Annotated in this window: 24 protein-coding genes; 16 read left to right on the top strand and 8 right to left on the bottom strand. The window is 65.9% G+C overall.

Annotation, left to right across the window (positions count from 1 at the left end):
* Window positions 1-54 precede the first annotated feature (54 nt).
* The 3 genes from A0U87_RS10295 (at window position 55) to A0U87_RS10285 (ending at window position 4,230) form a co-directional block, all read left to right on the top strand.
* A complete protein-coding gene (locus A0U87_RS10295; RefSeq protein WP_048936181.1) occupies window positions 55-1,215 on the top strand; it encodes a phosphoserine transaminase in 1,161 nt (386 codons plus the stop codon).
* A gap of 126 nt (window positions 1,216-1,341) precedes the next feature.
* Complete coding sequence (serA, locus tag A0U87_RS10290; RefSeq protein ID WP_026109465.1) at window positions 1,342-2,922, top strand: phosphoglycerate dehydrogenase; 1,581 nt, start codon at window positions 1,342-1,344, stop codon at window positions 2,920-2,922.
* Between the two features lie 177 nt (window positions 2,923-3,099).
* Window positions 3,100-4,230, top strand: coding sequence for an ATP phosphoribosyltransferase regulatory subunit (locus A0U87_RS10285; protein WP_048936182.1), 1,131 nt, complete (start codon window positions 3,100-3,102; stop codon window positions 4,228-4,230).
* Here the strand turns inward: A0U87_RS10285 and A0U87_RS10280 are convergent.
* The gene (locus A0U87_RS10280) at window positions 4,224-5,081 is read right to left on the bottom strand and encodes an alpha/beta hydrolase (protein WP_048936183.1); all 858 of its coding nucleotides are present in this window, start codon (window positions 5,079-5,081) and stop codon (window positions 4,224-4,226) included. The two genes, A0U87_RS10285 and A0U87_RS10280, sit on opposite strands and share 7 nt — an antisense overlap.
* A gap of 228 nt (window positions 5,082-5,309) precedes the next feature.
* On the opposite strand from A0U87_RS10280, the gene A0U87_RS10275 reads away from it, so the two are divergent.
* Entirely contained in the window at window positions 5,310-6,599 is a 1,290-nt protein-coding gene (locus tag A0U87_RS10275; protein ID WP_048936184.1) for an adenylosuccinate synthase, read from the top strand.
* Between the two features lie 5 nt (window positions 6,600-6,604).
* Window positions 6,605-6,787, top strand: a complete 183-nt coding sequence (locus A0U87_RS10270) for a hypothetical protein (protein ID WP_004209747.1) — start codon at window positions 6,605-6,607, stop codon at window positions 6,785-6,787.
* Between the two features lie 37 nt (window positions 6,788-6,824).
* Here the strand turns inward: A0U87_RS10270 and A0U87_RS10265 are convergent, their stop codons facing one another.
* On the bottom strand, window positions 6,825-7,754 hold the full coding sequence (locus tag A0U87_RS10265) for a family 43 glycosylhydrolase (RefSeq protein WP_048936435.1): 930 nt from the start codon (window positions 7,752-7,754) through the stop codon (window positions 6,825-6,827).
* Between the two features lie 155 nt (window positions 7,755-7,909).
* On the opposite strand from A0U87_RS10265, the gene A0U87_RS10260 reads away from it, so the two are divergent.
* Window positions 7,910-8,479 carry an NADPH-dependent FMN reductase gene (locus A0U87_RS10260; protein WP_048936185.1) on the top strand — a complete coding sequence of 190 codons (570 nt, stop codon included), beginning with the start codon at window positions 7,910-7,912 and terminating at the stop codon, window positions 8,477-8,479.
* On the opposite strand, the gene A0U87_RS10255 is transcribed toward A0U87_RS10260, so the two are convergent.
* On the bottom strand, window positions 8,442-9,770 hold the full coding sequence (locus tag A0U87_RS10255) for a dicarboxylate/amino acid:cation symporter (protein ID WP_048936186.1): 1,329 nt from the start codon (window positions 9,768-9,770) through the stop codon (window positions 8,442-8,444). The genes A0U87_RS10260 and A0U87_RS10255 overlap by 38 nt on opposite strands.
* A gap of 137 nt (window positions 9,771-9,907) precedes the next feature.
* On the opposite strand from A0U87_RS10255, the gene A0U87_RS10250 reads away from it, so the two are divergent.
* Window positions 9,908-10,792, top strand: coding sequence for a bestrophin family ion channel (locus A0U87_RS10250; protein ID WP_010335581.1), 885 nt, complete (start codon window positions 9,908-9,910; stop codon window positions 10,790-10,792).
* Between the two features lie 60 nt (window positions 10,793-10,852).
* On the opposite strand, the gene A0U87_RS10245 is transcribed toward A0U87_RS10250, so the two are convergent.
* The gene (locus tag A0U87_RS10245) at window positions 10,853-12,184 is read right to left on the bottom strand and encodes a dicarboxylate/amino acid:cation symporter (protein WP_004209753.1); all 1,332 of its coding nucleotides are present in this window, start codon (window positions 12,182-12,184) and stop codon (window positions 10,853-10,855) included.
* 179 nt (window positions 12,185-12,363) lie between these two features.
* Window positions 12,364-12,939: a pyridoxamine 5'-phosphate oxidase gene (pdxH, locus tag A0U87_RS10240; RefSeq protein ID WP_004209754.1), complete on the bottom strand. Its 576-nt coding sequence runs from the start codon at window positions 12,937-12,939 to the stop codon at window positions 12,364-12,366.
* 136 nt (window positions 12,940-13,075) lie between these two features.
* Here pdxH and A0U87_RS10235 point away from each other — a divergent pair, with 136 nt between their 5' ends.
* From A0U87_RS10235 to A0U87_RS10210, 6 genes are all read left to right on the top strand, one after another.
* Window positions 13,076-13,996, top strand: coding sequence for a DnaJ C-terminal domain-containing protein (locus A0U87_RS10235; RefSeq protein WP_048936187.1), 921 nt, complete (start codon window positions 13,076-13,078; stop codon window positions 13,994-13,996).
* A 56-nt stretch (window positions 13,997-14,052) separates the two neighbouring features.
* Window positions 14,053-14,976 carry a YihY/virulence factor BrkB family protein gene (locus tag A0U87_RS10230; protein ID WP_048936188.1) on the top strand — a complete coding sequence of 308 codons (924 nt, stop codon included), beginning with the start codon at window positions 14,053-14,055 and terminating at the stop codon, window positions 14,974-14,976.
* Window positions 14,973-15,779 carry an enoyl-ACP reductase FabI gene (fabI, locus tag A0U87_RS10225; protein ID WP_004209757.1) on the top strand — a complete coding sequence of 269 codons (807 nt, stop codon included), beginning with the start codon at window positions 14,973-14,975 and terminating at the stop codon, window positions 15,777-15,779. Before A0U87_RS10230 ends, fabI begins: the two co-directional genes overlap by 4 nt.
* A 27-nt stretch (window positions 15,780-15,806) precedes the next feature.
* Window positions 15,807-16,880: a chorismate synthase gene (gene aroC, locus A0U87_RS10220; RefSeq protein ID WP_048936189.1), complete on the top strand. Its 1,074-nt coding sequence runs from the start codon at window positions 15,807-15,809 to the stop codon at window positions 16,878-16,880.
* A 254-nt stretch (window positions 16,881-17,134) separates the two neighbouring features.
* Window positions 17,135-18,916 carry an SLC13 family permease gene (locus A0U87_RS10215; protein WP_048936190.1) on the top strand — a complete coding sequence of 594 codons (1,782 nt, stop codon included), beginning with the start codon at window positions 17,135-17,137 and terminating at the stop codon, window positions 18,914-18,916.
* A gap of 79 nt (window positions 18,917-18,995) precedes the next feature.
* Window positions 18,996-19,781: a PhzF family phenazine biosynthesis protein gene (locus A0U87_RS10210; protein ID WP_048936191.1), complete on the top strand. Its 786-nt coding sequence runs from the start codon at window positions 18,996-18,998 to the stop codon at window positions 19,779-19,781.
* On the opposite strand, the gene A0U87_RS10205 is transcribed toward A0U87_RS10210, so the two are convergent.
* Window positions 19,778-20,902, bottom strand: coding sequence for a serine hydrolase (locus tag A0U87_RS10205; RefSeq protein WP_017502515.1), 1,125 nt, complete (start codon window positions 20,900-20,902; stop codon window positions 19,778-19,780). The two genes, A0U87_RS10210 and A0U87_RS10205, sit on opposite strands and share 4 nt — an antisense overlap.
* Before the next feature lie 38 nt (window positions 20,903-20,940).
* Here A0U87_RS10205 and A0U87_RS10200 point away from each other — a divergent pair, with 38 nt between their 5' ends.
* The 3 genes from A0U87_RS10200 (at window position 20,941) to A0U87_RS10190 (ending at window position 23,793) form a co-directional block, all read left to right on the top strand.
* The gene (locus tag A0U87_RS10200; protein WP_107917516.1) at window positions 20,941-21,261 is read left to right on the top strand and encodes a hypothetical protein; all 321 of its coding nucleotides are present in this window, start codon (window positions 20,941-20,943) and stop codon (window positions 21,259-21,261) included.
* A 197-nt stretch (window positions 21,262-21,458) separates the two neighbouring features.
* Window positions 21,459-23,231 (top strand): DNA helicase RecQ, encoded by a 1,773-nt coding sequence (recQ, locus tag A0U87_RS10195; protein ID WP_048936194.1) that lies wholly within the window; start codon window positions 21,459-21,461, stop codon window positions 23,229-23,231.
* 133 nt (window positions 23,232-23,364) lie between these two features.
* Window positions 23,365-23,793 (top strand): TIGR01244 family sulfur transferase, encoded by a 429-nt coding sequence (locus tag A0U87_RS10190; RefSeq protein ID WP_010335591.1) that lies wholly within the window; start codon window positions 23,365-23,367, stop codon window positions 23,791-23,793.
* 193 nt (window positions 23,794-23,986) lie between these two features.
* On the opposite strand, the gene dmeF is transcribed toward A0U87_RS10190, so the two are convergent.
* Window positions 23,987-25,015, bottom strand: coding sequence for a CDF family Co(II)/Ni(II) efflux transporter DmeF (dmeF, locus tag A0U87_RS10185; protein ID WP_048936195.1), 1,029 nt, complete (start codon window positions 25,013-25,015; stop codon window positions 23,987-23,989).
* Window positions 25,012-25,284: a metal/formaldehyde-sensitive transcriptional repressor gene (locus A0U87_RS10180; RefSeq protein WP_010335593.1), complete on the bottom strand. Its 273-nt coding sequence runs from the start codon at window positions 25,282-25,284 to the stop codon at window positions 25,012-25,014. Before A0U87_RS10180 ends, dmeF begins: the two co-directional genes overlap by 4 nt.
* Window positions 25,285-25,402 lie beyond the last annotated feature (118 nt).

Raw genomic sequence — 25,402 nt, 5'->3', positions numbered from 1 at the left:
GACGGGCCACGCGGTCCCAACGCCGCGCGTGCTCTCTGTAAGGAGACGCATTACATGACTGATCTGACTGCCGTTGACGCCACCATTGCGCCTGCCGCAAAGCCCGCAACCCGTCCGGCTCGCCCCTTTTTCTCTTCCGGTCCCTGCGCCAAGCCTCCGGGCTGGGATGCCGCCAAGTTGGCTACCGAGTCGCTCGGCCGTTCGCACCGCGCCAAGATCGGCAAGACCCGCCTCGCCTACAGCATCGACCTGATGCGCGAGCTGCTGAACCTGCCCGGCACCCACCGCATCGGCATCGTGCCGGGTAGCGACACCGGCGCCTTCGAAATGGCGATGTGGACGATGCTGGGCGCCCGCCCGGTGACGACGCTGGCCTGGGAAAGCTTCGGCGAAGGCTGGGTGACGGACGCCGCCAAGCAGCTGAAGCTCGATCCCACCGTGATCCGCGCCGACTATGGCCAGTTGCCCGACCTTTCCACCGTCGACTTCTCGAACGATGTGCTCTTCACCTGGAACGGCACCACATCGGGCGTGCGCGTGCCGAACGCCGACTGGATCCCGGCCGATCGTGAAGGCCTGACCTTCGCCGACGCCACCAGCGCGGTCTTCGCCTATGAGATCGACTGGACCAAGATCGACGTCGCCACCTTCTCCTGGCAGAAGGTGCTGGGCGGCGAGGGCGGCCATGGCGTGCTGATCCTGGGCCCCCGCGCCGTCGAGCGCCTGGAAAACCACACGCCCGCTTGGCCGCTGCCCAAGGTGTTCCGCCTGATGGCGAAGGGCAAGCTCGCCGAAGGCGTGTTCAAGGGCGAAACCATCAACACCCCGTCGATGCTGGCTGTCGAGGACGCGATCTTCGCGCTCGAATGGGGCAAGTCGCTGGGCGGCCTCCAGGGCCTGATCGCGCGCAGCAACGCCAATGCGGCGGCGCTGGGCAAGATCGTCGCCGAACGCGACTGGCTCGGCCATCTCGCCGTCGACGAAGCCTCGCGCTCGACCACCAGCGTTTGCCTGACCGTCGAGGGCGCCGACGAAGCCTTCATCAAGGCCTTCGCTGGCCTGCTCGAAAAGGAAGGCGCCGCCTATGACGTGGCGGGCTATCGCGACGCCCCGGCGGGCTTGCGCATCTGGTGCGGTGCCACGGTCGAGACCGCCGATATCGAGGCGCTCGGTCCCTGGCTCGACTGGGCCTATGCGACCGTGAAGGCTGCTTAACTAACCTCTCCCTTTATATTCCCGTCATCCCAGCGAAAGCTGGGATCTCAGGCCTCTAGGTACGAGTTCGCCGCCTGAGATCCTGACCTTCGTCAGGATGACGAATTGCAAGAAAGGCAATTCGCCATGCCCAAGGTTCTCATTTCCGACAAGATGGACCCCCGCGCCGCCGCGATCTTCCGCGAGCGTGGTGTCGAGGTTGACGTCATCACCGGCCAGACGCCCGAAGAACTGGCCGCGATGATCGGCGCCTATGATGGCCTCGCGATCCGCAGCTCGACCAAGGTCACCAAGGCGATTCTCGACGCGGCGACCAACCTCAAGGTCATCGGCCGCGCCGGTATCGGCGTCGACAATGTCGATATCCCGGCCGCATCGGCCCAGGGCGTGATCGTGATGAACACGCCGTTCGGCAACTCGATCACCACCGCCGAACATGCCATCGCGCTGATGTTCGCGCTGGCCCGCCAGATCCCCGAAGCCAATGCCCAGACGCAGCAGGGCCTGTGGCCCAAGAACGGCTTCATGGGCGTGGAAGTGACCGGCAAGACGCTGGGCCTGATCGGCGCCGGCAATATCGGCTCGATCGTCGCCAGCCGCGCGCTCGGCCTCAAGATGAAGGTCGTTGCCTTCGATCCGTTCCTGACGCCCGAGCGCGCCGTGGAAATGGGCGTGGAAAAGGCCGATCTCGACACGCTGCTGGCGAAGGCCGACTTCATCACGCTGCACACGCCGCTGACCGACCAGACCCGCAACATCCTGTCGAAGGAAAATCTGGCCAAGACCAAGAAGGGCGTGCGCATCGTCAACTGTGCCCGTGGCGGCCTGATCGACGAAGCGGCGCTGAAGGAGGCGCTGGATTCGGGCCATGTCGCCGGCGCCGCGCTCGACGTGTTCCAGACCGAACCGGCCAAGGAATCGCCGCTGTTCGGCACGCCCAACTTCATCTGCACCCCGCATCTGGGCGCATCGACTGACGAAGCGCAGGTCAATGTCGCGCTGCAGGTGGCCGAACAGCTCAGCGACTATCTGCTCGACGGTGGCATCACCAATGCGCTGAACGTGCCGAGCCTGTCGGCCGAGGAAGCGCCCAAGCTCAAGCCCTATATGGCGCTGGCGGAAAAGCTGGGCAGCCTGATCGGCCAGCTGGAAGGCGATGCCATCACCGGCGTCGCGGTCGAGGTCGAGGGCCATGCCGCCGAGCTGAACCAGAAGCCGATCACGGCGGCGGTGCTGGCCGGCCTGATGCGTGTCTATTCGGACACGGTGAACATGGTCAACGCGCCCTTCCTGGCGAAGGAGCGTGGTCTGGACGTGCGTGAAGTGCGCCATGACCGCGAGGGCGACTATCAGACGCTGGTGCGCGTCACCGTTTCGACCGAAGCGGGCGACAAGTCGGTGGCCGGCACGCTGTTCGGCCATGCCCAGCCGCGCCTGGTCGAACTGTTCGGCATCAAGGTCGAAGCCGATCTCGACGGCCACATGCTCTACATCGTCAACCAGGACGCGCCGGGCTTCATCGGTCGCCTGGGCTCGAAGCTGGGCGAGTCGGACGTCAATATCGGCACCTTCCACCTGGGCCGTCGCAACCAGGGCGGTGAAGCCGTGCTGCTGCTGTCGGTCGACGGCACCGTCACCGAACCGCTGCGCTGGGCGATCTGTAACCTCGCCGGCGTGAAGCAGGTGAAGTTGCTGCGCTTCGCCTAAGCTGACCTAAATATCTGCCGTTCGGTTCGAGCAGCCCTTCGACTGCCTGCAAGGCAGGCGCTCAGGACAGGCTTCGAGCTTGTCGAGAAGCTTCGTCGAGAACAGTTCTCGACAAGCTCGAACCGAACGGGGGTAGGGGATGGCCTAACCCCAAAATTCCGCTAAAGGGCCTGTCTCATGACCATGATCCCGCCAAGCTTGCTCCCGGAGGGGCTATCCGATCGCCTGCCACCGCAGGCCGAAGCCTCCGCGCGCCTGGCGCGCCGCGTGCTCGATACGGTCGCGACCCATGGTTATGAACGGGTCATGCCGCCGCTGGCGGAGTTCGAGGATACGCTGACCCAGCGCCTCAAGTCGATGCGCGCGCAGGATCTGGTCCGCGCCGTCGACCCGGTGTCCCAGCGTACCCTGGCCTTCCGCCCCGACATGACCGCGCAGGTCGGTCGCATCGCGGCCACCCGCCTGCGCAGCGCGCCGCGGCCTTTGCGCCTGTCCTATGCCGGGCCGGTGATCCGCCAGAAGGCGAGCCAGTTGCGTCCGGAGCGCGAGAAGATGCAGCTGGGCGCCGAGCTGATCGGCAGCGACAGCGCCGCCGCCGCGGTCGAGATCGTCAATATCGCGATCGAGGCGCTGACCGCTGCCGGCGTCACCGGCATCACCATCGATTTCACCTTGCCTGACCTGATCGACGCGCTGGCCGCTGGCCCGTTGCCGCTGGGCGCCGAAGAATTGGAAGCCGTGCGCGCCGAACTGGACGCCAAGGATGCCGGCGCGCTGGTGGCGATCAGCCCGGCCGCCGCCGCCTATCTGCCGCTCATTGAGGCGACCGGCCCCTTCCACGCCGCGATGGAACGGCTGGAGGCGTTCAGCGCCAGCCTGGGCGGCGCGATCGACAGCCGCATCGCGGGCCTGCGCGCGATCGCCAAGCCGATCGGCTGGGACATCACCCTGACCCTCGACCCGACCGAACGGCACGGTTTCGAGTTCCAGAACTGGTTCGGCTTCTCCATCTTTGCCGAGGGTTTCATCGGCGAGATCGGCCGTGGAGGCAGCTATGCCATTGCCCGTGCCGGCGAAACGGACGAGCCCGCCATGGGCTTTTCGCTCTATCCCGATCCGCTGATCGACGCGGGCTTTGGCGACGAACGGCCCCGGCGCCTGTTCCTGCCGGTCGGCCATGATGCCGTGCGCGCGGCCGCGCTGCGGGCCGAGGGCTGGCACACGGTTGCGGCCCTGGCTGACGGCGAAGATGGCGCGGCCCAGCGCTGTTCGCACTGGCTGGATGGCAGCGAGCCCCGCGCCTACTGACCGAACAGGCGACGCAGCCAGGCGTCCACGATGCCGGTGCCGGCATAGTCGGCATCGCCCATTTCTCGGTTGATCTGCATATGGCCGCGCAGCCCGCGTCCAGGCAGTGCATGGATCTCTACCGGGGTTCCCGCCTTGCGCAGCGCTGCGGCGAGCGCATTGGACTGGGCGGTGCCGTCGACCCGATCGACATGGAGCAGCAGGAAATCGGGGGCATTGGGCTTTGCCGCCTGCAAGGTCGGCGATAGCGCCTTCTGCCGCGCCGGATCGGTGCCGAACGCCTGTTCATAGGTTTTTGCCATGAATCGGCCGCCCTGCGCCATCTGGGTTGGTACATCATAGGCGGCGCCATCCAGCGCGATGATACCGCGCACGGCATCGGGCTTCAGCCCGGCCTTGGCGAAATAGCGCATGTCGGTGCCGACCAGCGCGACCAGATGCGCGCCGGCGCTGTGGCCCATCAGGATGATGCGGTTGGGGTCGATGCCCAGCGTCGCCGCCCGGCTGCGCAGATGGGCGACCGCATCGGTGACGTCCTGCGCTTGGCTCTCGACCGTCGCATCGGGCACCAGCCGGTAATTGATCGAGGCGAAGGCATAGCCAAGGCCGGTATAATGGGGCGCCTTGGCCGCGCCGGTGGCATTGTCCTTGCTGCCGCGCTTCCAGCCGCCGCCATGGACGAAGATGACCAGCGGTGCCTTGGTGCCCTTGCCCGGCCAGAAATCGATCGCCTGCAATGGATCATGGCCATAGGCCATGGCCTGCGGCGCAGTAGCCGTCTGGGCCTGGGCGGCCAGCGGCGCGCCCGCGAGCAGGGAGAGAATCAGGATGGGAATCAGCCGTCTGCGCATATGGATCGTCCTTCGCTGCCCCTGTGTCGCCATGATCGCGAGGGCGCATCCTGCCGTAAAGCCGGCGCCTGGTATCAAAGTGTAATGTGCCTCCAACCTTGACGCATCGGCCCTGCCCGGCTAACGCGCGCCCCGCACAGGGCGTACCCCGCCCATCCTATTCCACCGGCATGCCGAGTCCCGTCGAAGGGCATGGCCGGTCCGCGCGGCGGGCGGAGGAGTGTATCCATGGCAAATGTTACCGTGATCGGCGCCCAATGGGGTGACGAAGGCAAGGGCAAGATCGTCGACTGGCTGTCGGAGCGCGCCGATGTCGTCGCCCGTTTCCAGGGCGGCCATAATGCCGGCCACACGCTGGTCGTCGGCGAAAAGGTCTACAAGCTCTCGCTGCTGCCGTCGGGCATCGTGCGCGGCACGCTGTCGGTGATCGGCAATGGCGTGGTGCTGGACCCCTGGCACTTCCGTGACGAGGTCGCGAAGCTCAAGGGCCAGGGCGTCGAGATCACCCCGGCAAATCTGCAGATCGCCGAGACCTGCCCGTTGATCCTGCCCTTCCACCGCGACCTCGATGGCCTGCGCGAAGACGCATCGGGCGCCGGCAAGATCGGCACCACCCGTCGCGGCATCGGCCCGGCCTATGAGGACAAGGTCGGCCGCCGCGCCATTCGCGTCTGCGACCTTGCCCATCTCGACGATCTCGACCTGCAGATTGATCGGCTGACCGCGCATCATGATGCGCTGCGCGCCGGTTTCGGTGAAGCGCCGATCGACCGCGCCCAGTTGATGGCCGACCTGACCGAGATCGCCGCCTTCATCCTGCCCTTCGTCAAGCCGGTCTGGCTGACGCTCAACAAGGCGAAGTCGGAAGGCAAGCGCATCCTGTTCGAAGGCGCGCAGGGCACGCTGCTCGATATCGACCATGGCACCTATCCCTTCGTCACCTCGTCCAACACGGTGGCCGGCACGGCTGCCAGCGGCACCGGTCTTGGTCCCAATGGCGCTGGCTTCGTGCTGGGCATCGTCAAGGCCTATACCACCCGCGTCGGTTCCGGCCCGTTCCCGACCGAGCAGGAAAATGACGTCGGCCAGCGCCTGGGCGAGCGGGGCCATGAATTCGGCACGGTCACCGGCCGCAAGCGCCGCTGCGGCTGGTTCGATGCGGTGCTGGTGCGCCAGTCGGTCGCGGTTTCGGGCGTGACCGGCATTGCGCTGACCAAGCTGGACGTGCTCGATGGCTTTGAGGAACTGAAGATCTGCGTCGGCTATAAGATTGGCGACCAGAGCTTCGACTATCTGCCCGCCCATGCGCAGGACCAGGCCAAGGCCGAGCCGATCTACGAAAGCATTGCCGGCTGGAGCGAAACCACCGCGGGCGCGCGCAGCTGGGCGGAGCTTCCGGCACAGGCGATCAAATATATCCGCCGTATCGAGGAACTGATCGGCTGCCCGGTCACGCTCGTGTCGACCAGCCCGGAACGCGACGACACCATCCTCGTCCGCGATCCCTTCGCGGATTAAGGGGCATGGCCGGCGAACGCTTCGAGCGGCACAAGCAGCCCTGGACCCAGGATGAGGTCCAGAAGCTGCACACGCTCGCCAAGAAGGGCATGGCGCTGAAGGCGATCGCCAAGGCGCTGACCCGCAGCGAGGAATCGGTCAAGACCCGCGCCAAGCAGGACGGGTTGTCGATCGCCAAGCTGCGCTGAGAGATGAGAAGGCCGGGCGGAAACGTCCGGCCTTTCCTCATTCCGGGACGTGGCGCTGGACCGGCTGGATGGCCCCGTCCTTGGCATAGGTCAGCGGTGCGATGGTGATCGAGCGCCGGTGATCGCCGCCACCCGGCAACAGCTTGTCATGATAGAAGAGCCAGCTATTGCCGCCCCGCTCGACGATCGCCTGATGATTGGTCGAGATCGGCAGATAGTCGAGGATCACCCCGCCATAGGCGAAGGGGCCGAGCGGCGAGGCGGCGGTGCCATAGATGATCTGGCCGGGCCAGCCGGTCGAGAAGCTGAAATAATAGCGGCCCTTGTGGGCGTGGAGATAGGGTGCCTCGCCATATTTCTTCTTCGGATCGCTGGCCGGTAGTCCGGTGACGACGACATCCATGATCGGGCCGTCGACATGGATCATGTCGGGCTTCAGCCGCACAACCTTGGGCACGCGGGTGCCGAAATAGAGATAGGCCTGTCCGTCACTGTCGATGAAGACGGCGGGGTCGATCGGTTCGGCACCGGCATTGGCGTCGCGCGCCTTGTCGATCAACGCGTCGCCGCGCGCGTCGCGATAGGGGCCCTGGGGCTGGTCGGCCACGGCAACGCCGATCCGGTCACCACCGATCGGCGCGTAGAAATAATAGTGCCCGTTGCGCCGGGCGACTTCGGGGGCCCAGGCCTTTGCATCGGGGCGTGCCCATGTGAAGGTGGTGACGTCGAGAAAGGCGCCGTCATCCTGCCAGCTTTTCATGTCGACCGAGCTGTAGAGGCGCCAGCTTGTGCTGTCCCAGTAGCGGCCGGAATTGGAGGCGTCGTCGGTGGCATAGAGATACCAGCGATCGTCGAACCAGTGCGGCGAGGGATCGCCGGCAAAGCGGGGGCTGATCGGCTTGCCCGGCTCGACATCGCCATTGGCCATCAGCAGGCCCATGCAGGCCAGCAGCGCCATCCTCTTCATCCGCATCCTCCCATGTCGGTCATTGATGCGATGATGGCGTTCCGTCATGTGAAATGCAATTTCGTATCGTGAGATATTGAAAGATTGCAAGGCCGGCTGGACCCGATCGGGACAGGATGCGACAAGTCTGTCGACATCCAGACAGGAGGCTCCGCATGGCACTCGACATCCTCGTCCTCTACGGCTCCTATCGACGCGGCCGGCTTGGTATACGGCTGGCGGATTATCTGATCCGCAGCTTTGAGGGACTGGGCCACAGGGCGGAACTGGTCGATGCCAAGGCCGTGGGCCTGCCGATGCTCGACCTGCGCTATAGCGACTATCCCGCCGGCGAGGCGCCCGCCGCCATGGCGCAGCTTGCCGAACGCCTGTCCGCCGCCGATGCCTTCGTCTTCGTCGCGGGCGAATATAATCGCGGCATGCAGCCGGGGCTCAAGAATCTGGTCGACCATTATCTCAAGGAGTTCGACCGCCGCCCCGCCGCGATCGCCAGTTACTCGATGGGCCGCTTCGCCGGGGTCAACAGCCATGCCGACTGGACGGTGACGCTGTCCGCCATGGGCATGGCGGTAATGCCCGAGCGGCTGAGCGTCGGCCAGATCGGGCAGACGCTGGATGAAAATGCCGAGCCTCACGGTGACGGCGGCGCGGCGCTGGACCGTGGCTTTGCCGGGTTCGCCGACACGCTCATCTGGTGGGCGCTGGCGGCGAAGGCGCAGCGCTGATTTCCTCGCGCGCCGATATCACCGTCGCGGCCACCAGGTCGCCGGTGACGTTGAGCGCGGTGCGGCACATGTCGAGCAGCCGGTCGACGCCCAGCACCAGTCCGATCCCCTCGGGCGGGATGCCGACCATCGCCAGGATCATCGCCACCACCGGCAGCGACCCGGCGGGCACGCCTGCCGTGCCGACCCCGCCCAATATGCAGACCAGCATCACCATCAGCTGCTGGCCAAGGCTGAGGTCGACATGGAAGAATTGGGCGAGGAACAGGACGGTGATCCCCTCGAACATCGCCGTGCCATTCTGGTTGGCGGTGGCGCCGATGGTGAGGACGAAGCGGGCGATGCGACGCGGCAGGTGCAGCTTCTCCTCCGCAACGCGGATGGCGGTTGGCAGGGTGGCGTTGGAGGAGGCGGTGGCGAAGGCCATGACGCTCGCTTCCTGCACGGCGGCGAAGAAGCGCAGCGGCGACCGGCGCGCCAGCAAGGCGATCAGCAGCGAATAGATGCCGAACATCTGGATCGCGAGCGCGAGCAGCACGACCCCAACATAGGCGGACAAGCGCAGCAGCAAGTCCCAGCCGAACTGGGCGGCGAGGTTGAACATGAAGCAGGCGATGGCGATCGGCGCCAGGCGGATGACGATCGAGATGAGGCGCATCGTCACCGCGAACAGCCCCTCCATCGCGTCGAGCAGCAGCTTCGTTTCCTTCGTCTGCACCAGCATCAGCCCGATGCCGAAGAAGAGGGCGAAGACCATCACCGCCAATATGTCATTGTCGGCCATCGCCGCGATCACATTGTCGGGGACGATCGCGATCAGCGCCTGCATGCCGGTCGGCGTGTCGGCGCCGCGGTCGAGGATCGCCTTGGCCCCCTGGCCTGCATCGGCCAGCAGTGCGCGCGCCTGCGCCGGATCGACACCGCTGCCCGGTTGCAGCAGGTTGACCAGCGCCAGGCTGATGACGACGGCGATACCGGACACGATCAGCGTATAGAGGAGGGTGCGCAGGCCTACTCGGCGCAGCGAGCGCATCTCGCCCATTTCGGCGATGCCGACGATCAGCGCGGAAACCAGCAGCGGGATCACCAGCATGAACAGCAGGCGCAGGAAGACCTGGCCGATCGGGCCGGTGAGATAGCGGGTGACCGCATCGATCCAGGGTGCGCCGGGGGTTACGGCATAGGCGATCAGCCCGGCGGTGAGGCCGATCAGGAAGCCGGCCAGCATCTGCCACTGCAGCGAGAAGGCCGCGCGCCGGCTCGCCTGTTCCTCTGTGCCCGGATCACTCATGGCCTCTCCTCTTCCTCCCGACCAACGAGCCATGCGGAAGCGGGTTGCGCGGCCGGCAATATTTCGTTTCGTTAGGGCATCGACGGAGCATAGGCGCATGCTCGGGCGTTGGGCCGGTTCACCAGAAGGAGTCTTGCATGATCGTTGATGCCGTCCCCAGCATGCGCCGGATCGCATCGGAAGTGTGGAAACCGCTGACCGCGCTGTTCGTGTGGGACTGTGCGGTCACGGCCGCTTATTATCTGTTGCCGTTCAAGGCGCCTTCGCTGCCGCTCACCATCTTCGGTTCGGCCCTCGCCCTGTTCCTGGGCTTCCGGTCGAACAGCAGTTACCAGCGCTGGTGGGAAGGGCGCACATTGTGGGGGGCGATGATCAACGCCTCGCGTAGCCTAGCGCGTTCGGCGCGCAATTTCCTGCCCGATCCGGAGGCCCGCGACCTCAAGCGCGAGATCGTCAAGCGCCAGATCGCCTATGTGAATGCGCTGCGCTGCCAGTTGCGGCGCCAGACGATCGGCGAGGATGTGACCAAATTCCTGCGCGAGGAGGACAAGGGCAAGGCGCTGGCGCGCGCCAATCCGGCCAATGGCCTGCTCGACAGCACGGGCCGGCGGATCGACATGGCGCGACGGGAAGGCTGGATCGACACGATCCAGCAGACCCAGATGGAGAAGGTGCTGGTCGACATCGCCAATGCCCAGGGCGGGATGGAGCGGCTGAAGAACACGCCGCTGCCCTTCCAATATCGACTGCTGCCGGTCGTGTTCACCCATCTCTTCTGCATCCTGCTGCCGATCGGGCTGGTCGAGACGCTGGGTTTCGCCACGCCGCTCGGTTCGACGGTGGCGGGCCTGATGTTCATGGCGGTGCTGCGGATCGGCGATGATCTGACCGATCCCTTTGCCGACAGCGTGCATGACGTACCGTTGACCGCCATGTGCCGGACGATCGAGATCGATCTGCTCCAGTCGATCGGCGATCCGGCGCCAGACCCCGTCACGCCGGTGCGCGGCGTCCTGTGGTAAGAAAAAGCCCCGCCAGCATCATGCCGGCGGGGCATTTTCTTTGGGTAAGGCTGAGGACGCTTAGCCCTTGCGGTCTTCGTCGACCATGTCGGAGGCCAGTTCCAGCCCGGCCCGGCCATGGGACGGGGTATGGGCCGGCGCCTTGGGATGGGGCACGTCGACCGGCTCCTCCACTTCCAGCATGCCTTCCCACTTGGTGATGACCGAGGTGGCGATGGCATTGCCCAGCACGTTGGTCGCGGTGCGGCCCATGTCCATGAAATGGTCGACCGCCAGGATGAAGGCGACGCCCTCGACCGGCAGGTCGAACTGGCCGAGCGTGGCGGCGACCACGACCAGCGAGGCGCGCGGTACGGCGGCGATGCCCTTGCTGGTGACCATCAGGACGAGCAGGATCGTGATCTGGGTCGCAATCGGCAGGTCGATGCCATAAGCCTGGGCGATGAAGATGGTCGCGAAGGTCGCATACATCATCGAGCCGTCGAGGTTGAAGCTGTAGCCCAGCGGCAGCACGAAGCTGTAGATGCGGCGCGGCACGCCGAACCGGTCGAGCTGTTCCAGCATCTTGGGATAGGCGGCTTCCGACGAGGCGGTCGAGAAGGCGATCAGGATCGGTTCGCGGACATAGCGGATCAGCTTGAACATCCGCTTGCCCAGGAAAATCGCACCCGCGCCGAACAGCAGCACCCACAGGCAGATGAGGGCGATGTAGAATTCGCCGACCAGCGCGCCGTAGGTTTTGAGCACGCCCAGGCCCTGCACCGTCACCGACGAGGCGAGGGCGCCGAACACGGCGAGCGGCGCGACCCGCATGACATAGCCGGTGACCTGCAGCATCAGCTCCACCAGCGCCTCGATCACGGTGATGATCGGCTTGCCCTTTTCGCCGATGGCGGTCAGCGCCACGCCGACGAACAGCGAGAAGACGACGATCTGCAGGATCTGGTTGTCCGCCATCGCGCCGATCATCGACGTCGGGAAGACGTGCAGGATGAAGTCGCGGAAATTGAGCGCTTCGGTGTTGACGCCCGCATCCGCGCCCGACCGGACGAGGTTGAGGCCGGCACCCGGCTCGAAGAAATTGACGAAGATCAGGCCCAAGGTCAGCGAAATGAGGCTGGCAATGATGAACCAGGCGAGCGCGCGCCCGCCGATCCGCCCCAGTGCCGCGCTGTCGCCCATATGGGCGATGCCCGCGACCAGCGTGGAAAAGACCAGCGGCGCGATGATCATCTTGATCAGATGAAGGAAGATGTCGGCCAGAAGGTGAAAATAGCCCGCCACATCCTTGGCCAGCGCTTCATCCCCGCCGACCCAGAGATTGGCCACGAAGCCCACGATCACGCCCAGGACCATGCCTGTCAGGATGTAGGCCGTCAGTCGATTTCGCATTATATTCCTCTAGCCAGCGAGCGGTCCGCCCGCGCATTCATTCTGTTCTGCTGGGTGGTGACACCTAACAGGCGCCCGGCCAGCCCGCAATCGGGCAGGCTTGGACTGTGCGGGGATAGACGAATGAGCCACCATATTCCGCGCCCTGTTTTACGGCAGGACAATGGCATGGTGCTCGCTCAGGGGTAGAGAAGCCCCTCGTTCCAGGCATTTTCCTGGCGGGAGAAGACGCGCCGTTCATGCAGGCGATGCTCGCGATCCTGCCAGAACTCGATCCGTTCCGGGGTCAGGCGGAAGCCCGACCAGTGGGGTGGGCGCGGCACCGGGCCACCTTCGAACCGGGCGCGCACCTCTTCATAGCGATCCATGAAGACGGCGCGCGAGGGCAGCGGGCGGGACTGGTCGGAGGCCCAGGCGCCCAGCTGGCTGTCGCGGCTGCGGGTGGCGAAATAGGCGTCGGCGGTGGCGTCGTCGACCGGGCCGACGCTGCCCTCGATCCGGATCTGGCGGCGCACCGACTTCCAGTGGAACAGCAGGGCGGCATGCGGATTGGCGAGGAGGTCGCCCGCCTTGCGCCCTTCGAAATTGGTGTAGAAGATGAAGCCGTCGGGGCCATGGCCCTTGAGCAGCACCATGCGGACCGAAGGGCGGCCCTGTGCATCGGCCGTGGCGAGCGCCATCGCGTTGCTGTCATTGAGTTCGGTCTCGCGCGCCTGCGCATACCACTCGTCGAAAAGGGCGAAGGGATCGGTCATGCCCCTGCCTTAGATTCCCGGCACCGCACTGTCGATACGGATGCGCCGCAGCTTGAACGATGCCCGGCCTTCGGCCACATAGGGGCGATATGGCCGTGATGCGGCAAATACCGGTTTCAGCATAACAGGATGATAGATGGCGGATCCCTATTCCACTCTGGGTGTGGCGCGCAGCGCGAGCGAAGCGGAGATCAAGTCCGCCTATCGCAAGCTGGCCAAGCAATATCACCCCGACAAGAATCAGGACAATCCGAAGGCGGCGGAGAAATTCTCGGCCGTGACCAACGCCTATGACCTGTTGTCGGACAAGGACAAGCGGGCCCGCTTCGACCGGGGCGAGATCGATGCCGATGGCAATCCGACAGCCCCCTTCGGCTTTGGCGGCGGTGGCGGCGGGCGTGGCCGTCCCGGCGGGTTCGAGTTCAACGAGGGCGGTGCCGATTTCGGCGATATTTTCGAAGGCCTGTTCGGCGGTGCGGGCCGTCGCGCCGGGGGAGGCGGCGGCTTTGGCGGCTTTGGTCGCGGCGCGCCGCCCGCCAAGGGGGCCAATGTCGCCTATCGGCTGGCGGTGCAGTTCGTTGACGCCGCGACGCTGGCGCCGCAGCGCATCACCCTGCAGGATGGCAAGACGATCGACCTGAAGCTGCCCGCCGGGGTCGAAACCGGCACGCAGATGCGCCTGACCGGCAAGGGGCAGGCGGGCGCGGGCGGTGCGGGCGACGCGATCGTCACCATCGAGGTGAAGTCGCACCCCTTCTTCAAGCGCGACGGCGACAATGTGCTGCTCGACCTGCCGATCACCATCAACGAGGCCGTGAAGGGCGGCAAGGTGAAGGTGCCGACCGTCGATGGCCCGGTGATGCTGGGCGTGCCGGCCGGCACCACATCGGGCAAGACGCTGCGCCTGCGCGGCAAGGGCTTTACCGGCAAGGATGGCCAGCGCGGCGACCAGCTTGTGACCCTGCTGATCGACGTGCCTGCCGATGATCCGGTGATCCTCCAGCTGGTCGAGGATTGGCAGGATGGTCGCGCGGTGCGGACCCATCTGGGCGTCTAGGACGTTCGGCAAGGGTGCCGCTGCCTTCCCCCTATAGTCCGGAGTCGCGCCGCCATATGGCGGCGCAGGCGCAGGAAAAATTCCATCGTCAGATCGATCGGGTCCGACCGGGATCGCGCAGCTTCGAGATCGTCAAGCGGGTAATGGTGGGCGTCTATAGCGACGGGTTCATCCATGCGGGGAACCTGGCCTATCTCTCGCTGATGACGCTCTTTCCCTTCTTCATCGTTGCCGCCGCCGTCGCCAGCGTCTTCGGCCGCACGTCGGACGGGCTGTCGGCGGTGAATGCCTTTCTCACCACCGTGCCGCGCGGCGTCGCCGATGTCGTGCGCCAGCCGATCAGCGATGTGTTGCAGGCGCGTTCCGGCAATCTGCTCTGGTTCGGTGGTCTGGTGGGGCTCTGGACCGTGGGCAGCCTGATCGAGACGATCCGCGACATATTGCGCCGCGCCTATGGAACGAAGAGCACCAAGCCCTTCTGGCGTTATCGGCTGGCGTCGGTCGGGATCACGCTGGTCAGCGTGCTGGCGGTGATGTTCGCCTTTTCGATGCAGGTGATGATAACGGCGGTGGACCAGTTGCTCCACCGGCTGCTGCCCTTCGCGGATGAGGCGATCGCCTGGGTTTCCTCGGCCAAGCTGGTGCCGATGGCGATATTATGCGTGGCGCTCCACTCGCTCTATGTCTCGCTGACCCCGTCGCTCTACCGCGACAAGCGCTTTCCCAAATGGCCTGGCGCCGTCGCCACCGCGCTCTGGTGGTATGCCGTCACTCTGCTATTGCCGGTCACATTGTCGATGCTGGGCGGCTATGACCGGACCTATGGCAGTCTGGCCGGTGTCATGATCACCCTCATTTTTTTCTTTCTCGTGGGGCTCGGCGTGGTAATTGGCGCCGAATTGAATGCGGCACTGGCGGAATTTCCGGAAGACGAAGCAGCCGGCACCGTGCAGGACAAAGGGAACGGAACGACGATATGACAGGCTTGATGGCGGGAAAGCGCGGGCTCATCATGGGGCTGGCGAACGACAAGTCGCTGGCTTGGGGTATTTCGCAGCAACTGCATGCGCAGGGCGCGGAACTGGCCTTCTCCTACCAGGGCGAGGCGCTGGCCAAGCGCGTGAAGCCGCTGGCGGAACAGCTGGGCTCGGACTTCCTGATCGACTGCGACGTGTCCGACATGGCGAAGCTGGACGAGGCCTTTGCCGAGATCGAGGCGCGCTGGGGCAAGCTGGACTTCGTGGTCCATGCGATCGGCTTTTCCGACAAGAATGAGCTGCGCGGCCTCTATGCTGACACCAGCCTCGACAATTTCCTGATGACCATGAACATCTCGGTCTACAGCTTCGTCGCCGTCGCGGCCCGCGCGCGCAAGCTGATGAAGGAAGGCGGCAGCCTGCTGACGCTGAGCTATTATGGCGCGGAAAAGGTCATCCCCCATTATAACGTCATGGGCGTGGCCAAGGCGGCGCTGGAAACCAGCGTCAAATATCTGGCGATGGACCTTGGCCCGGAAAATATCCGCGTCAACGCGATCTCGGCCGGACCGATCAAGACGCTGGCCGCCAGCGGCATCGGTGATTTCCGCTACATCATGAAGTGGAACGAGCTGAACTCGCCGCTGCGTCGCAACGTGACGATCGACGATGTCGGTGGTGCCGGCCTTTACCTGCTGTCGGACCTCGCTTCGGGCGTGACGGGTGAGATCCACCATGTCGACGCGGGCTATAATGTCATAGGCATGAAGGCCGAAGACGCGCCCGACATCGCGCTGGACAAGTAAGAACGACGCGACCGGATTGGAACGGATATGAGCTGCAACACATTCGGTCGCGTCTTCCGCTTCTCGACCTGGGGCGAGAGCCATGGCCCGGCGATCGGCGCGATGGTCGATGGCTGCCCTCCGGGCCTGGCATTGAGCGAGGCCGACATCCAGCCTTGGCTCGACCTGCGCAAGCCGGGCACGTCGAAGTTCACGACCCAGCGGCGCGAACCCGATGAGGTGCGCATCCTGTCGGGCGTGTTCGAGGGCAAGACCACCGGCACGCCGATCAGCCTGATGATCGAGAATACCGACCAGCGATCGAAGGATTATTCGGAAGTCGCCAAGGCCTATCGCCCTGGCCATGCCGACTATGCCTATGACGCCAAATATGGCTTTCGCGACTATCGTGGCGGTGGGCGCTCCTCGGCGCGCGAAACCGCCAGCCGGGTTGCGGCCGGTGCGGTGGCGCGGCTGGTCATCCCGGAAGTCGATATCTTCGCTTATGTAAGCGAGATCGGCGGCGACGCGATCGACTATGGCAATTTCGACGCGGCGCAGATCGGCCAGAATCCCTTCTTCTGCCCTGACGCCGAAGCCGCGGTGCGCTGGGAAGCGCTGGTCGATGGCGCGCGCAAGGATGGCTCGTCGCTCGGCGCGGTGGTCGAATGCGTGGCCAGTGGCGTGCCGGCCGGCTGGGGCGCGCCGCTCTATGCCAAGCTCGACAGCGAACTGGCGAGCGCGATGATGAGCATCAATGCGGTCAAGGGCGTGGAGATTGGCGATGGCTTTGCGGCCACCCGGCTGCGCGGCGAGCAGAATGCCGATCCGATGCGCCCCGGCGCCGATGGCCCGGTCTTCCTGGCCAATCATGCCGGCGGCATTGCGGGCGGCATTTCGACCGGCCAGCCGGTCAAGGTGCGGATCGCCTTCAAGCCGACCAGTTCGATCCTGATTCCGGTCGAGACGGTGACGCGCGAAGGCGATGCGTCGGACATCATCACCAAGGGCCGTCATGACCCGTGCGTCGGCATTCGCGGCGTGCCGGTGGTCGAAGCGATGATGGCGCTGGTGCTGGCCGACCAGAAGCTGCTGCACCGCGCCCAGTGCGGGGCCGATTGACGCGCCGAACCGCGCCAATCGCGCGCCGAATGTGCAAAAGATGCGAGACGACTCACCCATGTTACGCTAGGATGACATGGTCACCCGCGGGAGGGTGAGCGGCAGAGCGTAAGCCTGGGGAGCGTCAGCACGCTATGCGTGGATTGACGGTCAAAACGTCCCCTGACGCCGCGACACGGGCCAGCCATGCAACCATGGCTGGCCCATTTCGTTTCACCTCCGTTAGAGACGCGATCGAACGGGGGCAAGACGAGATGCATTTCATCACCGCGCTATTGGGCATTTACCGCGCGGAAATCGGTCTGGTCATTCTCGCCTGCATGTTCGTCGCCTTCGTGCGCGAACGCTATTCCCCGACCGTCGTTTCCGTGCTGGGTGCCTGTGCCTTCGCGCTGCTCGGCCTGCTCGACGAGAAATCGCTCTTCTCCGTCTTTTCGAACAGCGCGCCGCTGACCGTGGGCGCGATGTTCGTGCTGTCGGGGGCGCTCATTCGCACCGGCACGATCAACCGCATCGCCGATCTGGTCATGGTCCGGGCGCAGAAGCATCCGCGGCTGGCGCTGATCGAGGTTGCGGTGGGCACGGTGCTGCTGTCGGCCTTCCTCAACAACACGCCGGTCGTCGTGCTGCTGATCCCGATCATGTTCCGGCTGGCGCAGGCGACCGCCTATCCGGTCAAGAAGCTGCTGATCCCGATGAATGCGGTGGCGGTGATGGGCGGCTGCGTTACCCTGATCGGCACATCGACCAACCTGATCGTCGCGGGCATCGCCGCCGAACAGGGCATGCAGCCCTTCGGCATTTTCGATATCACCCCCTATGGCCTGGCCGGCACCATTGCCGGCGTCATCGGCCTGGCCTGCCTCAGTTTCCTGCTGCCCAGCGACCCGCCCTCGATCGCGGGCGAGAATGGCGGCAATGTGCAGGAATATCTGACCGAACTGGTCGTGACGCCGGACAGCGAGGTGGTCGGGCGGGAGATTGGCGAATTGTCCGTCCTTGGCCGCTCGGTCACCCTGATCGGGCTCAAGCGGGCCGGCGAGATACGGCGCCACGACCTGGAGCAGGAGGAACTGCATGTCGGCGACCGGCTGATCGTCCGCGCCGATGGCACGGCGATCATGACGCTGCGCGAATCGGGCGATTTCGAACTGGGCATTGCCGCCGATTCCGAAACCTCCGCGCGCGAGGGCACGGTGATCGAGGCCATGGTTGCGCCCAGCCACCCCTCGATCGGCGAGCGGTTGATCGACATTCCCTTCCTCCATGCCCTGCGCGTCCGCCTGATCGGCATCCATCGCGCCCGCCATCTGCCCGGCCCGGACCTGGCCGATACGCGGGTGCGCGGCGCCGACCGGCTGTTGGTGGCGGGCAGCGACGACGCGATGCGGTCGCTGAAAGACAATCCCAACCTGATCGGCGTCGACATCAGCCGGACGCGCGCCTTCCGCCCGCGCAAGGCATGGATCGCGATCCTGGCGATGGCGGCAGTGGTGATCCTGTCGGCGCTCGACGTGATCGGCATCGGCCTGGCCGCCTTCATCGCCGTCGGCGTGATCCTGGTCACCCGCTGCATCGATGCGGAGGAGGCGTGGGCGGCGATCGACGGCGATGTGCTGATCCTGATCTTTGCCATGCTGGCGGTCGGCCTGGCGCTGGAACAGGCGGGCAGCGTCGCGCTGATGGTCGGCTGGATCACGCCGCTGATGCAGGTCGCGCCGCAATGGAGCCTGGTCTTCATCGTCTATTTCGCGGCGCTGATCCTGTCCGAACTACTCAGCAACAATGCGGTCGCGGCGCTGCTGACCCCGCTGACCATCGCGCTGGCGCATCAGCTGGGAACCGATCCGCGCCCGCTGGTGATCGCGCTGATGATCGGCGCATCGGCCTGTTTCGCGACGCCGATCGGCTATCAGACCAATGCGCTGGTCTATGCCGCCGGCGATTATCGCTTCGCCGATTTCGTGCGCATCGGCGTGCCGCTCAACCTGATCGTCGGCACTGCGGTGTGCGCGGCGCTCGTGATTCTGGGCTAGGGACCAATTGCCCGCATCCGGCCCTGTCGGCACGGATGCGGGGCCGGCATGAAGGCGGCGATCCATCAGGAGTATCGCCATGACCCGTCTTCGCTTCACCCAGGTCGACGCCTTTGCCGACGCGCCCTTCACCGGCAATCCGGCGGCGGTGATGCCGCTCGATGCCTGGCTCGATGATGCGGTGCTGCAGGCGATCGCGGCGGAAAACAACCTGTCGGAAACCGCCTTCACCGTGCCGACGCCGGACGATGCGGAGGCCGATTATGCGCTGCGCTGGTTCACCCCGGCGGTCGAGGTGAAGCTGTGCGGTCATGCCACGCTGGCGAGCGGCCATGTGCTGATGCAGGGCGATGCCATACGCTTCCGCACCCGTCATGCCGGGGTGCTGACCGTGACCCGCGCGGGCGAGGGCTATGAACTGTCGCTGCCGGCCTGGACCAGCGCGCCGAAGGCGCTGCCGGAACTGGCGGCGGGGATGGGCGGGGACATCGTCGAGACACGCTGGCGCGATGGTGGCTATGCGATCTTCGTCTATCGCGATGCCGATGCGATCCGCGCGCTGGAGCCTGACTTCGCGACCTTGCGCAAGCTGGGCGACAATCTGCTGATGGCGACCGCGCCGGGCGACGACAGCGACATCATCAGCCGCGTCTTCGTGCCGGGCGGCGGTATCGACGAAGATCCGGTGACCGGATCGGCCCATGGCCTGCTGACGCCCTATTGGGCCGAGCGTCTGGGTAAGAGCGCAATCAGTGCCTATCAGGCGTCGGCGCGGGGCGGGCGGCTCGGCTGCCGGCTGGAGGGCGACCGGGTGGTGATGACCGGCGCTTGCCGCACGGTCATCGAGGGCACCTTCACCCTTTAACCGGGGAAGAGGCCGATCAGCCGGGCCAGTTGCGCCTTCACGGCGGCGCGCTGCTCCTTCTTGGGCGACATGCCGATCCGCACGATCGTCAGCCGCTGGCCGGGCGCGACCAATATATATTGGCCATTATGGCCGACGCAGCCGAACAGGCTGGCCGAGGCGAGGCCGGGCATCAGCGCACTCTCGCTGCTGTCCCGGTTGAGCCAGAGATGGGCGCCATAGGCCGCGTTCCGGGGCGAGGGCGCGCGCATATAGTCGACCCATTTTTCCGGCACGATCTGATGGCCGTTGGGGGAGCGGCCATGGTTGCGCAGCAATTCGCCGAAGCGGCCATAGTCGCGCGCGGTCATGTGCATGATCGACCCGCCGATCAGCGTGCCATTGGCGTCATATTCCGGGGTCAGGCTGGACAGCTTGCCCGGCGCCTTCAGCCGGCCGTCGATGAACATCTGCATCGCCCGGCGACGCACGTCGGGATGGGGGCTGTTGGTCAGCATCCGCGTCATCAGGTCCGACAGGATCATCGTGCTGCCGGTGGAGTAGGAGAAGACCTCGCCTGGATTGTGGGCCAGCGGCTTGGATTCGGCATAGGCCGCCATGTCCTGCGCGCCGTCCATGAACAGCATGCGCACGGTGTCGCCGTCAGTGATCGGTTCGCCATCCTCGGCATGGTCGAGGCCCGAGGTCATCGACAGCAACTGGCGCAGGGTGATGCGGCCGCGCGGATCGCCCGGCTGGCTCCAGGCCGCGACCGGCACCGGCGAATCGAGCGCCAGCCGCCCGTCCGACACCATCAGGCCGACCAGCACTGCGGTCACGCTCTTGGCCATCGACCAGGACAGCAATTTCGTCTCGGGGGTGATGCCGGGGGCATAGCGTTCGGCAATCACCTTGCCGTCGCGCATGACCAGTAGGGCGCGGGTTTCGCCCATGTCCTTGTCGTCGAACAGCGGATCGATCGCGCCGCGCAGCGCGCTCGCGCTGACCACCGCGTCGGTGGACACGCTATAGACGGGCTCGGGCGCATGGGCCGCGCGCCCCACCAGCGTGCCGGCGAGGACGAGCGCCACCAGCCCGGCACCCATGGCAAGGCGCTTTACGATTCGCTTCTCGATCTGCATAAGCCGGCGCCCTTAGCATGGAGGCGGGAAGAAGGACCATGGCGGTTCGTGGTAAATGGTGGATCGTCGCTGCGGTGATTGTCGTCGTGCTGCTGGCGGCGCTGGCGTGGAACTGGTCGACCTTGCGGGCCCGCGCGCAGCTCGGCTCGGCCTATGGCGCGCGGCTGACCTGTTCCTGCCGCTATGTCGAGGGCCGCGCCATGGGCAGCTGCCAGGGGGACAAGGAGCCGGGCATGGCGATGGTACGGCTGACCGACAAGCCGGAGGAGCGGGCGGTCGAGGCGCATGTCCCGCTGCTGGCGTCGCGCACCGCGCGGTTCAAGCCGGGCTGGGGCTGTCTGCTCGATCCGGCAGGGTAAGCGCATGTTTGAGAAATCGCGAAAGAGCGATTTCTGATACGGCACCAGCCCGCTCCCCCACCCGGCCACCCAACGGCAGTATTCTATGGGTGGCCGGGTGGGGGAGCGGGCTGGTGCCGGAATGCGCCATCTGGCGCATCTCAAACAGACACTCCGCGCTACTGGCACCTGTGGCCCTGACTCGCTAAGGCCAGTCCATGCCCCGCGACATTCCCACGCTGCTCCACGATATTTTCGGCTTCACGACGTTCCGCGGGGTGCAGGAACAGGTGGTCGGGCGGGTCATGGCGGGGCAGCCGACCCTGGCGATCATGCCGACCGGCGCGGGCAAGTCGCTCTGCTACCAGTTGCCGGCCGTGGCACTCGATGGCTGCTGCGTCGTGGTCTCGCCGCTGATCGCGCTGATGCATGACCAGCTGCGCGCCGCGACCGCGGTGGGCATCCGCGCCGCCAGTCTGACCAGCGTCGATGCCGACTGGCGCGAGACGCAGGATCGGCTGCGCAATGGCGAGCTGGACCTGCTCTATGTCGCGCCGGAACGGGCGAGCGGCGAGGGGTTCCGCAATCTGCTGCGCTCGACCAAGGTCGCATTGTTCGCGATCGACGAAGCGCATTGCGTGTCCGAATGGGGGCATGATTTCCGCCCCGACTATCGATTGCTGCGGCCGCTGCTCGATGAATTTCCCGATGTTCCGCGGCTGGCGCTGACGGCGACGGCGGACGCGCATACCCGCAAGGACATCCTCGTCCAGCTCGGCATTCCCGAGGATGGCCTCATCATCTCGGGCTTCGACCGGCCCAATATCCGCTATGCCGTCCATCCGCGCGATGGACTGACCCGGCAACTGGCCGATCTGCTCGCCGCCAATCCGGGGCCGGGCGTGGTCTATGCGCCGACCCGCGCCGCGACCGAGAAGCTGGCCGAGACGCTGGGGCGCGGTGGCCGGGCGGTGCGCGCCTATCATGCCGGCATGGACCCGGCCCAGCGCGCCGCCAACCAGGCCGCCTTCATCGCCAGCGAGGATATGGTGATGGTCGCCACCGTCGCCTTCGGCATGGGGATCGACAAGCCTGACGTGCGCTTCGTCGCCCATGCCGGCCTGCCCAAGTCGATCGAGGGCTATTATCAGGAATCGGGCCGCGCCGGCCGCGACGGCGAACCGGCGGTCGCACATCTCTTCTGGGGGGCGGAGGATTTCGCCCGTGCCCGCCAGCGCATCATGGAGCTGGAGCCGGCGCGCCAGCAGGGCGAGCGGGCGCGGATCGCGGCGCTGGGGGCGCTGGTGGAAACGGCGACCTGCCGCCGGGCGATCCTGCTGCGGCATTTCGGCGAGAATCCGCCCGCGACCTGCGGCAATTGCGACAATTGCCTGACCCCGCCGGCCAGTGTCGACGCGACCGAGACCGCGCGCAAATATCTCTCCGCCGTCTATCGCACCGGCCAGAGCTTTGGCGCGGGCCATATCGAGGCGGTGCTGAGTGGCGCCGTCACCGACAAGATTCGCGAGCGCGGGCATGACAAGATTTCCGTCTATGCGATCGTCGATGGCGATGAGACGACGCTGCTGCGGCCGGTGTCGCGGGCGCTGCTGGTGCGGGACGCGCTGGAGACGACCGAGCATGGCGGGCTGATGCTCGGCCCCAATGCCCGGCCGATCCTGCGCGGCGAGGAGGAAGTGCGCATCCTGGTGCCGCCGCGGCGCGAGCGGAAGAAGCGCAACGCCCGCAATGGCAGCGACGCCAATCCGGTTGGCGATCCGCTGTTCGACGCGCTGCGCACCTGTCGCCGCGAACTGGCGCAGGATGCCGGGGTCCCGCCCTATGTCATCTTCCATGATTCGACGCTGCGCGAAATGGCGGAGCAACGGCCGGCGACCATCCATGAACTGGGCATGGTGAGCGGCGTCGGGCAGAAGAAGCTGGACGCCTATGGCGATGCCTTCCTGGCGGCGATCCGGCCCTATCTGTAGCGGATGAGCGTGTGGCCCCGTTTCTCGACAGGCTCGAAACGAACGGATGAAGGGGCATCGATGCCGGTTGGGCGTGCAGACGCTTGAATCCTGTGGCGGGCGGGCGCATGGCGGGGGCGAAGGAGATTTGCCCATGTTCCGCCAGCTGACCGACCGCCTCTATGTCTCGCCCCAGATCAGTGTCGATCAGGTGGAGACCGCCAAGGCGCTGGGCGTGACCATGATCATCAACAACCGCCCCGATGACGAGGAGCCGGGCCAGACCAACGGTGCTGCGGTCGAGGCAGCGGCGATCGACGCCGGTGTCGCCTATGCCGCCGTGCCGGTCGCTCATGGCGGCTTTGCCCCCTGGCAGCTCGACGGCATGGCCGCCGCGATGGAGCAGGCGGGCGAGGGCAAGATCCTGGCCTATTGCCGGTCGGGCACGCGCAGCACCCTGCTGTGGGCGCTGACCCGCGCGCGGGCCGGCGACGATGCCGATGCGCTGTCGGCGCAGGCGACGGCTGCGGGCTATGATCTTGGCCCGGTGCGCCAGATCATGGATGCGTTGAAGCCCGCCTGAAAATAGGATTTCGTCCGCTTAACTTCGCATATTTCCCGCACATTTCGACATTTCCTTACGCAAGTAGGAAATCATGTTGCGAGGGGATGGGGACGCCGGACGATGGGAAAGAGCCGGGCGCAGCCTAACATGGGCCCGGCTCTGTAGGACAGGGCGGGGGAGCGGGCCGGAACCGGCTTTCTCAAGCGGACGTTCAGCCGCACTCCACGGTGACATGCTCCATGCGCGGCAGGCTGCGCACCCGTTCACGGACACGGGCGCCGTCGGCGCCGGGGGCGAGGCTGATGATCGCGGCATGGGCGTGCGGGCCGATGCGCCAGACATGGAGGTCGCGGATGGTGGCGCCTTCGGCTTCGACCAGGCCGCGCACCCTGGCCATCAGGGCAGGTTCGGCGGTGTCGAGCAGGATGGCGGCGGTGTCCTTCATCAGGCCCCAGGCCCAGCGGGCGATGACTACGGCGCCGAGCAGGCCGACCGCCGGATCGAGCCACCACCAGCCCAGATAACGGCCGGCCAGCAGTGCGGCGATCGCCAGCACCGACGTCAGCGCATCGGTCAGCACATGGACATAGGCGGCGCGCAGGTTGTTGTCGGCATGGCCGCTCTTGTGGTCGTGATCATGGTCATGATCGTCATGCGCGTGGCCGTGCCCATGATCATGGCTATGGTCGTGGCCGAGCAGCAGGGCGCTGACCAGATTGATGACTAGGCCGACGATCGCAACCAGGGTCGCCTCGCCAAAGGCGACCTTCACTGGCTCGAACAGGCGCATGCCGGATTCGATCGCGATGAACAGCGCGGTCAGCAGCAGCAGCAGCGCCGAGGCAAAGCCGGACAGGTCGCCGACCTTGCCGGTGCCGAAGGTGTAGCGCGGGTTGCGGGCATGGCGTTTGGCATAGCTGTAGGCGGCGGCCGCCACGGCCAGCGCGCCGGCATGGGTGGCCATGTGGAAACCGTCGGCCAGCAGCGCCATCGACCCGGTGATCCAGCCAAAGGCGATTTCCACCACCATCGTCGCGGCGGTCAGCCAGACGACCCACAGAGTGCGCCTGGCATTCTTGTCATGCCCGGCGCTCAGATAGATATGGTCGAAATAATGGCGTTCCTCGCCATCCTTGTCGGTCGGTGGCGGGGCGGCCGGGGCGGGATGATGCGCATGGTCATGGTTGCAGCCGGCGCCATGATGATGGTGCCCATGGGCGTGATCGTCGTGCATCGTCATTTCCCGTAGCGGCGGATCAGCGCCAGCATTTCTTCGGTGGCGGCCGTGCGCGCTTCGTCGGTCAGGCCGGGGCGGGCGACATGTTCGCGCATATGCTGTTCGATCAGCTCCTCCATCAGGCTGCCGACCGCGCCGCGCACCGAGGCGACCAGCTGCAATGTTTCCGAGCAGCCGGCATCGCCCGCCAGCTGGCGCTCGACGGCGTTGACCTGCCCGGCGATGCGGCGCACCCGCGCCAGCAATTTGTCCCGATCCGCGATGATGTGCATAGGGTACCCCCCTATACTATGTGGATAAGTTGAGCAAGGCTGGGGGATGGAGCGGGGGCGCCAGTTGGAGCCGAGAATCGACGCGACAGTCGAAGTTCACAGTGTCGTGCGGGTAAAT

It is taken from the genome of Sphingobium sp. MP9-4, from assembly GCF_005281675.1.
Lineage (GTDB): Bacteria > Pseudomonadota > Alphaproteobacteria > Sphingomonadales > Sphingomonadaceae > Sphingobium > Sphingobium yanoikuyae.
The sequence above is the reverse complement of the archived record's forward strand: the minus strand, read 5'-3'. Positions and strand labels throughout refer to the sequence as shown.

Excerpts from the sequence above, each read along its gene's own strand:
- A0U87_RS10295 (WP_048936181.1), top strand. The coding sequence starts at position 55 with ATGACTGATCTGACTGCCGTTGACGCCACCATTGCGCCTGCCGCAAAG.
- serA (WP_026109465.1), top strand. The coding sequence starts at position 1,342 with ATGCCCAAGGTTCTCATTTCCGACAAGATGGACCCCCGCGCCGCCGCG.
- A0U87_RS10285 (WP_048936182.1), top strand. The coding sequence starts at position 3,100 with ATGACCATGATCCCGCCAAGCTTGCTCCCGGAGGGGCTATCCGATCGC.
- A0U87_RS10280 (WP_048936183.1), bottom strand. The coding sequence starts at position 5,081 with ATGCGCAGACGGCTGATTCCCATCCTGATTCTCTCCCTGCTCGCGGGC.
- A0U87_RS10275 (WP_048936184.1), top strand. The coding sequence starts at position 5,310 with ATGGCAAATGTTACCGTGATCGGCGCCCAATGGGGTGACGAAGGCAAG.
- A0U87_RS10270 (WP_004209747.1), top strand. The coding sequence starts at position 6,605 with ATGGCCGGCGAACGCTTCGAGCGGCACAAGCAGCCCTGGACCCAGGAT.
- A0U87_RS10265 (WP_048936435.1), bottom strand. The coding sequence starts at position 7,754 with ATGAAGAGGATGGCGCTGCTGGCCTGCATGGGCCTGCTGATGGCCAAT.
- A0U87_RS10260 (WP_048936185.1), top strand. The coding sequence starts at position 7,910 with ATGGCACTCGACATCCTCGTCCTCTACGGCTCCTATCGACGCGGCCGG.
- A0U87_RS10255 (WP_048936186.1), bottom strand. The coding sequence starts at position 9,770 with ATGAGTGATCCGGGCACAGAGGAACAGGCGAGCCGGCGCGCGGCCTTC.
- A0U87_RS10250 (WP_010335581.1), top strand. The coding sequence starts at position 9,908 with ATGATCGTTGATGCCGTCCCCAGCATGCGCCGGATCGCATCGGAAGTG.
- A0U87_RS10245 (WP_004209753.1), bottom strand. The coding sequence starts at position 12,184 with ATGCGAAATCGACTGACGGCCTACATCCTGACAGGCATGGTCCTGGGC.
- pdxH (WP_004209754.1), bottom strand. The coding sequence starts at position 12,939 with ATGACCGATCCCTTCGCCCTTTTCGACGAGTGGTATGCGCAGGCGCGC.
- A0U87_RS10235 (WP_048936187.1), top strand. The coding sequence starts at position 13,076 with ATGGCGGATCCCTATTCCACTCTGGGTGTGGCGCGCAGCGCGAGCGAA.
- A0U87_RS10230 (WP_048936188.1), top strand. The coding sequence starts at position 14,053 with ATGGCGGCGCAGGCGCAGGAAAAATTCCATCGTCAGATCGATCGGGTC.
- fabI (WP_004209757.1), top strand. The coding sequence starts at position 14,973 with ATGACAGGCTTGATGGCGGGAAAGCGCGGGCTCATCATGGGGCTGGCG.
- aroC (WP_048936189.1), top strand. The coding sequence starts at position 15,807 with ATGAGCTGCAACACATTCGGTCGCGTCTTCCGCTTCTCGACCTGGGGC.
- A0U87_RS10215 (WP_048936190.1), top strand. The coding sequence starts at position 17,135 with ATGCATTTCATCACCGCGCTATTGGGCATTTACCGCGCGGAAATCGGT.
- A0U87_RS10210 (WP_048936191.1), top strand. The coding sequence starts at position 18,996 with ATGACCCGTCTTCGCTTCACCCAGGTCGACGCCTTTGCCGACGCGCCC.
- A0U87_RS10205 (WP_017502515.1), bottom strand. The coding sequence starts at position 20,902 with ATGCAGATCGAGAAGCGAATCGTAAAGCGCCTTGCCATGGGTGCCGGG.
- A0U87_RS10200 (WP_107917516.1), top strand. The coding sequence starts at position 20,941 with ATGGCGGTTCGTGGTAAATGGTGGATCGTCGCTGCGGTGATTGTCGTC.
- recQ (WP_048936194.1), top strand. The coding sequence starts at position 21,459 with ATGCCCCGCGACATTCCCACGCTGCTCCACGATATTTTCGGCTTCACG.
- A0U87_RS10190 (WP_010335591.1), top strand. The coding sequence starts at position 23,365 with ATGTTCCGCCAGCTGACCGACCGCCTCTATGTCTCGCCCCAGATCAGT.
- dmeF (WP_048936195.1), bottom strand. The coding sequence starts at position 25,015 with ATGACGATGCACGACGATCACGCCCATGGGCACCATCATCATGGCGCC.
- A0U87_RS10180 (WP_010335593.1), bottom strand. The coding sequence starts at position 25,284 with ATGCACATCATCGCGGATCGGGACAAATTGCTGGCGCGGGTGCGCCGC.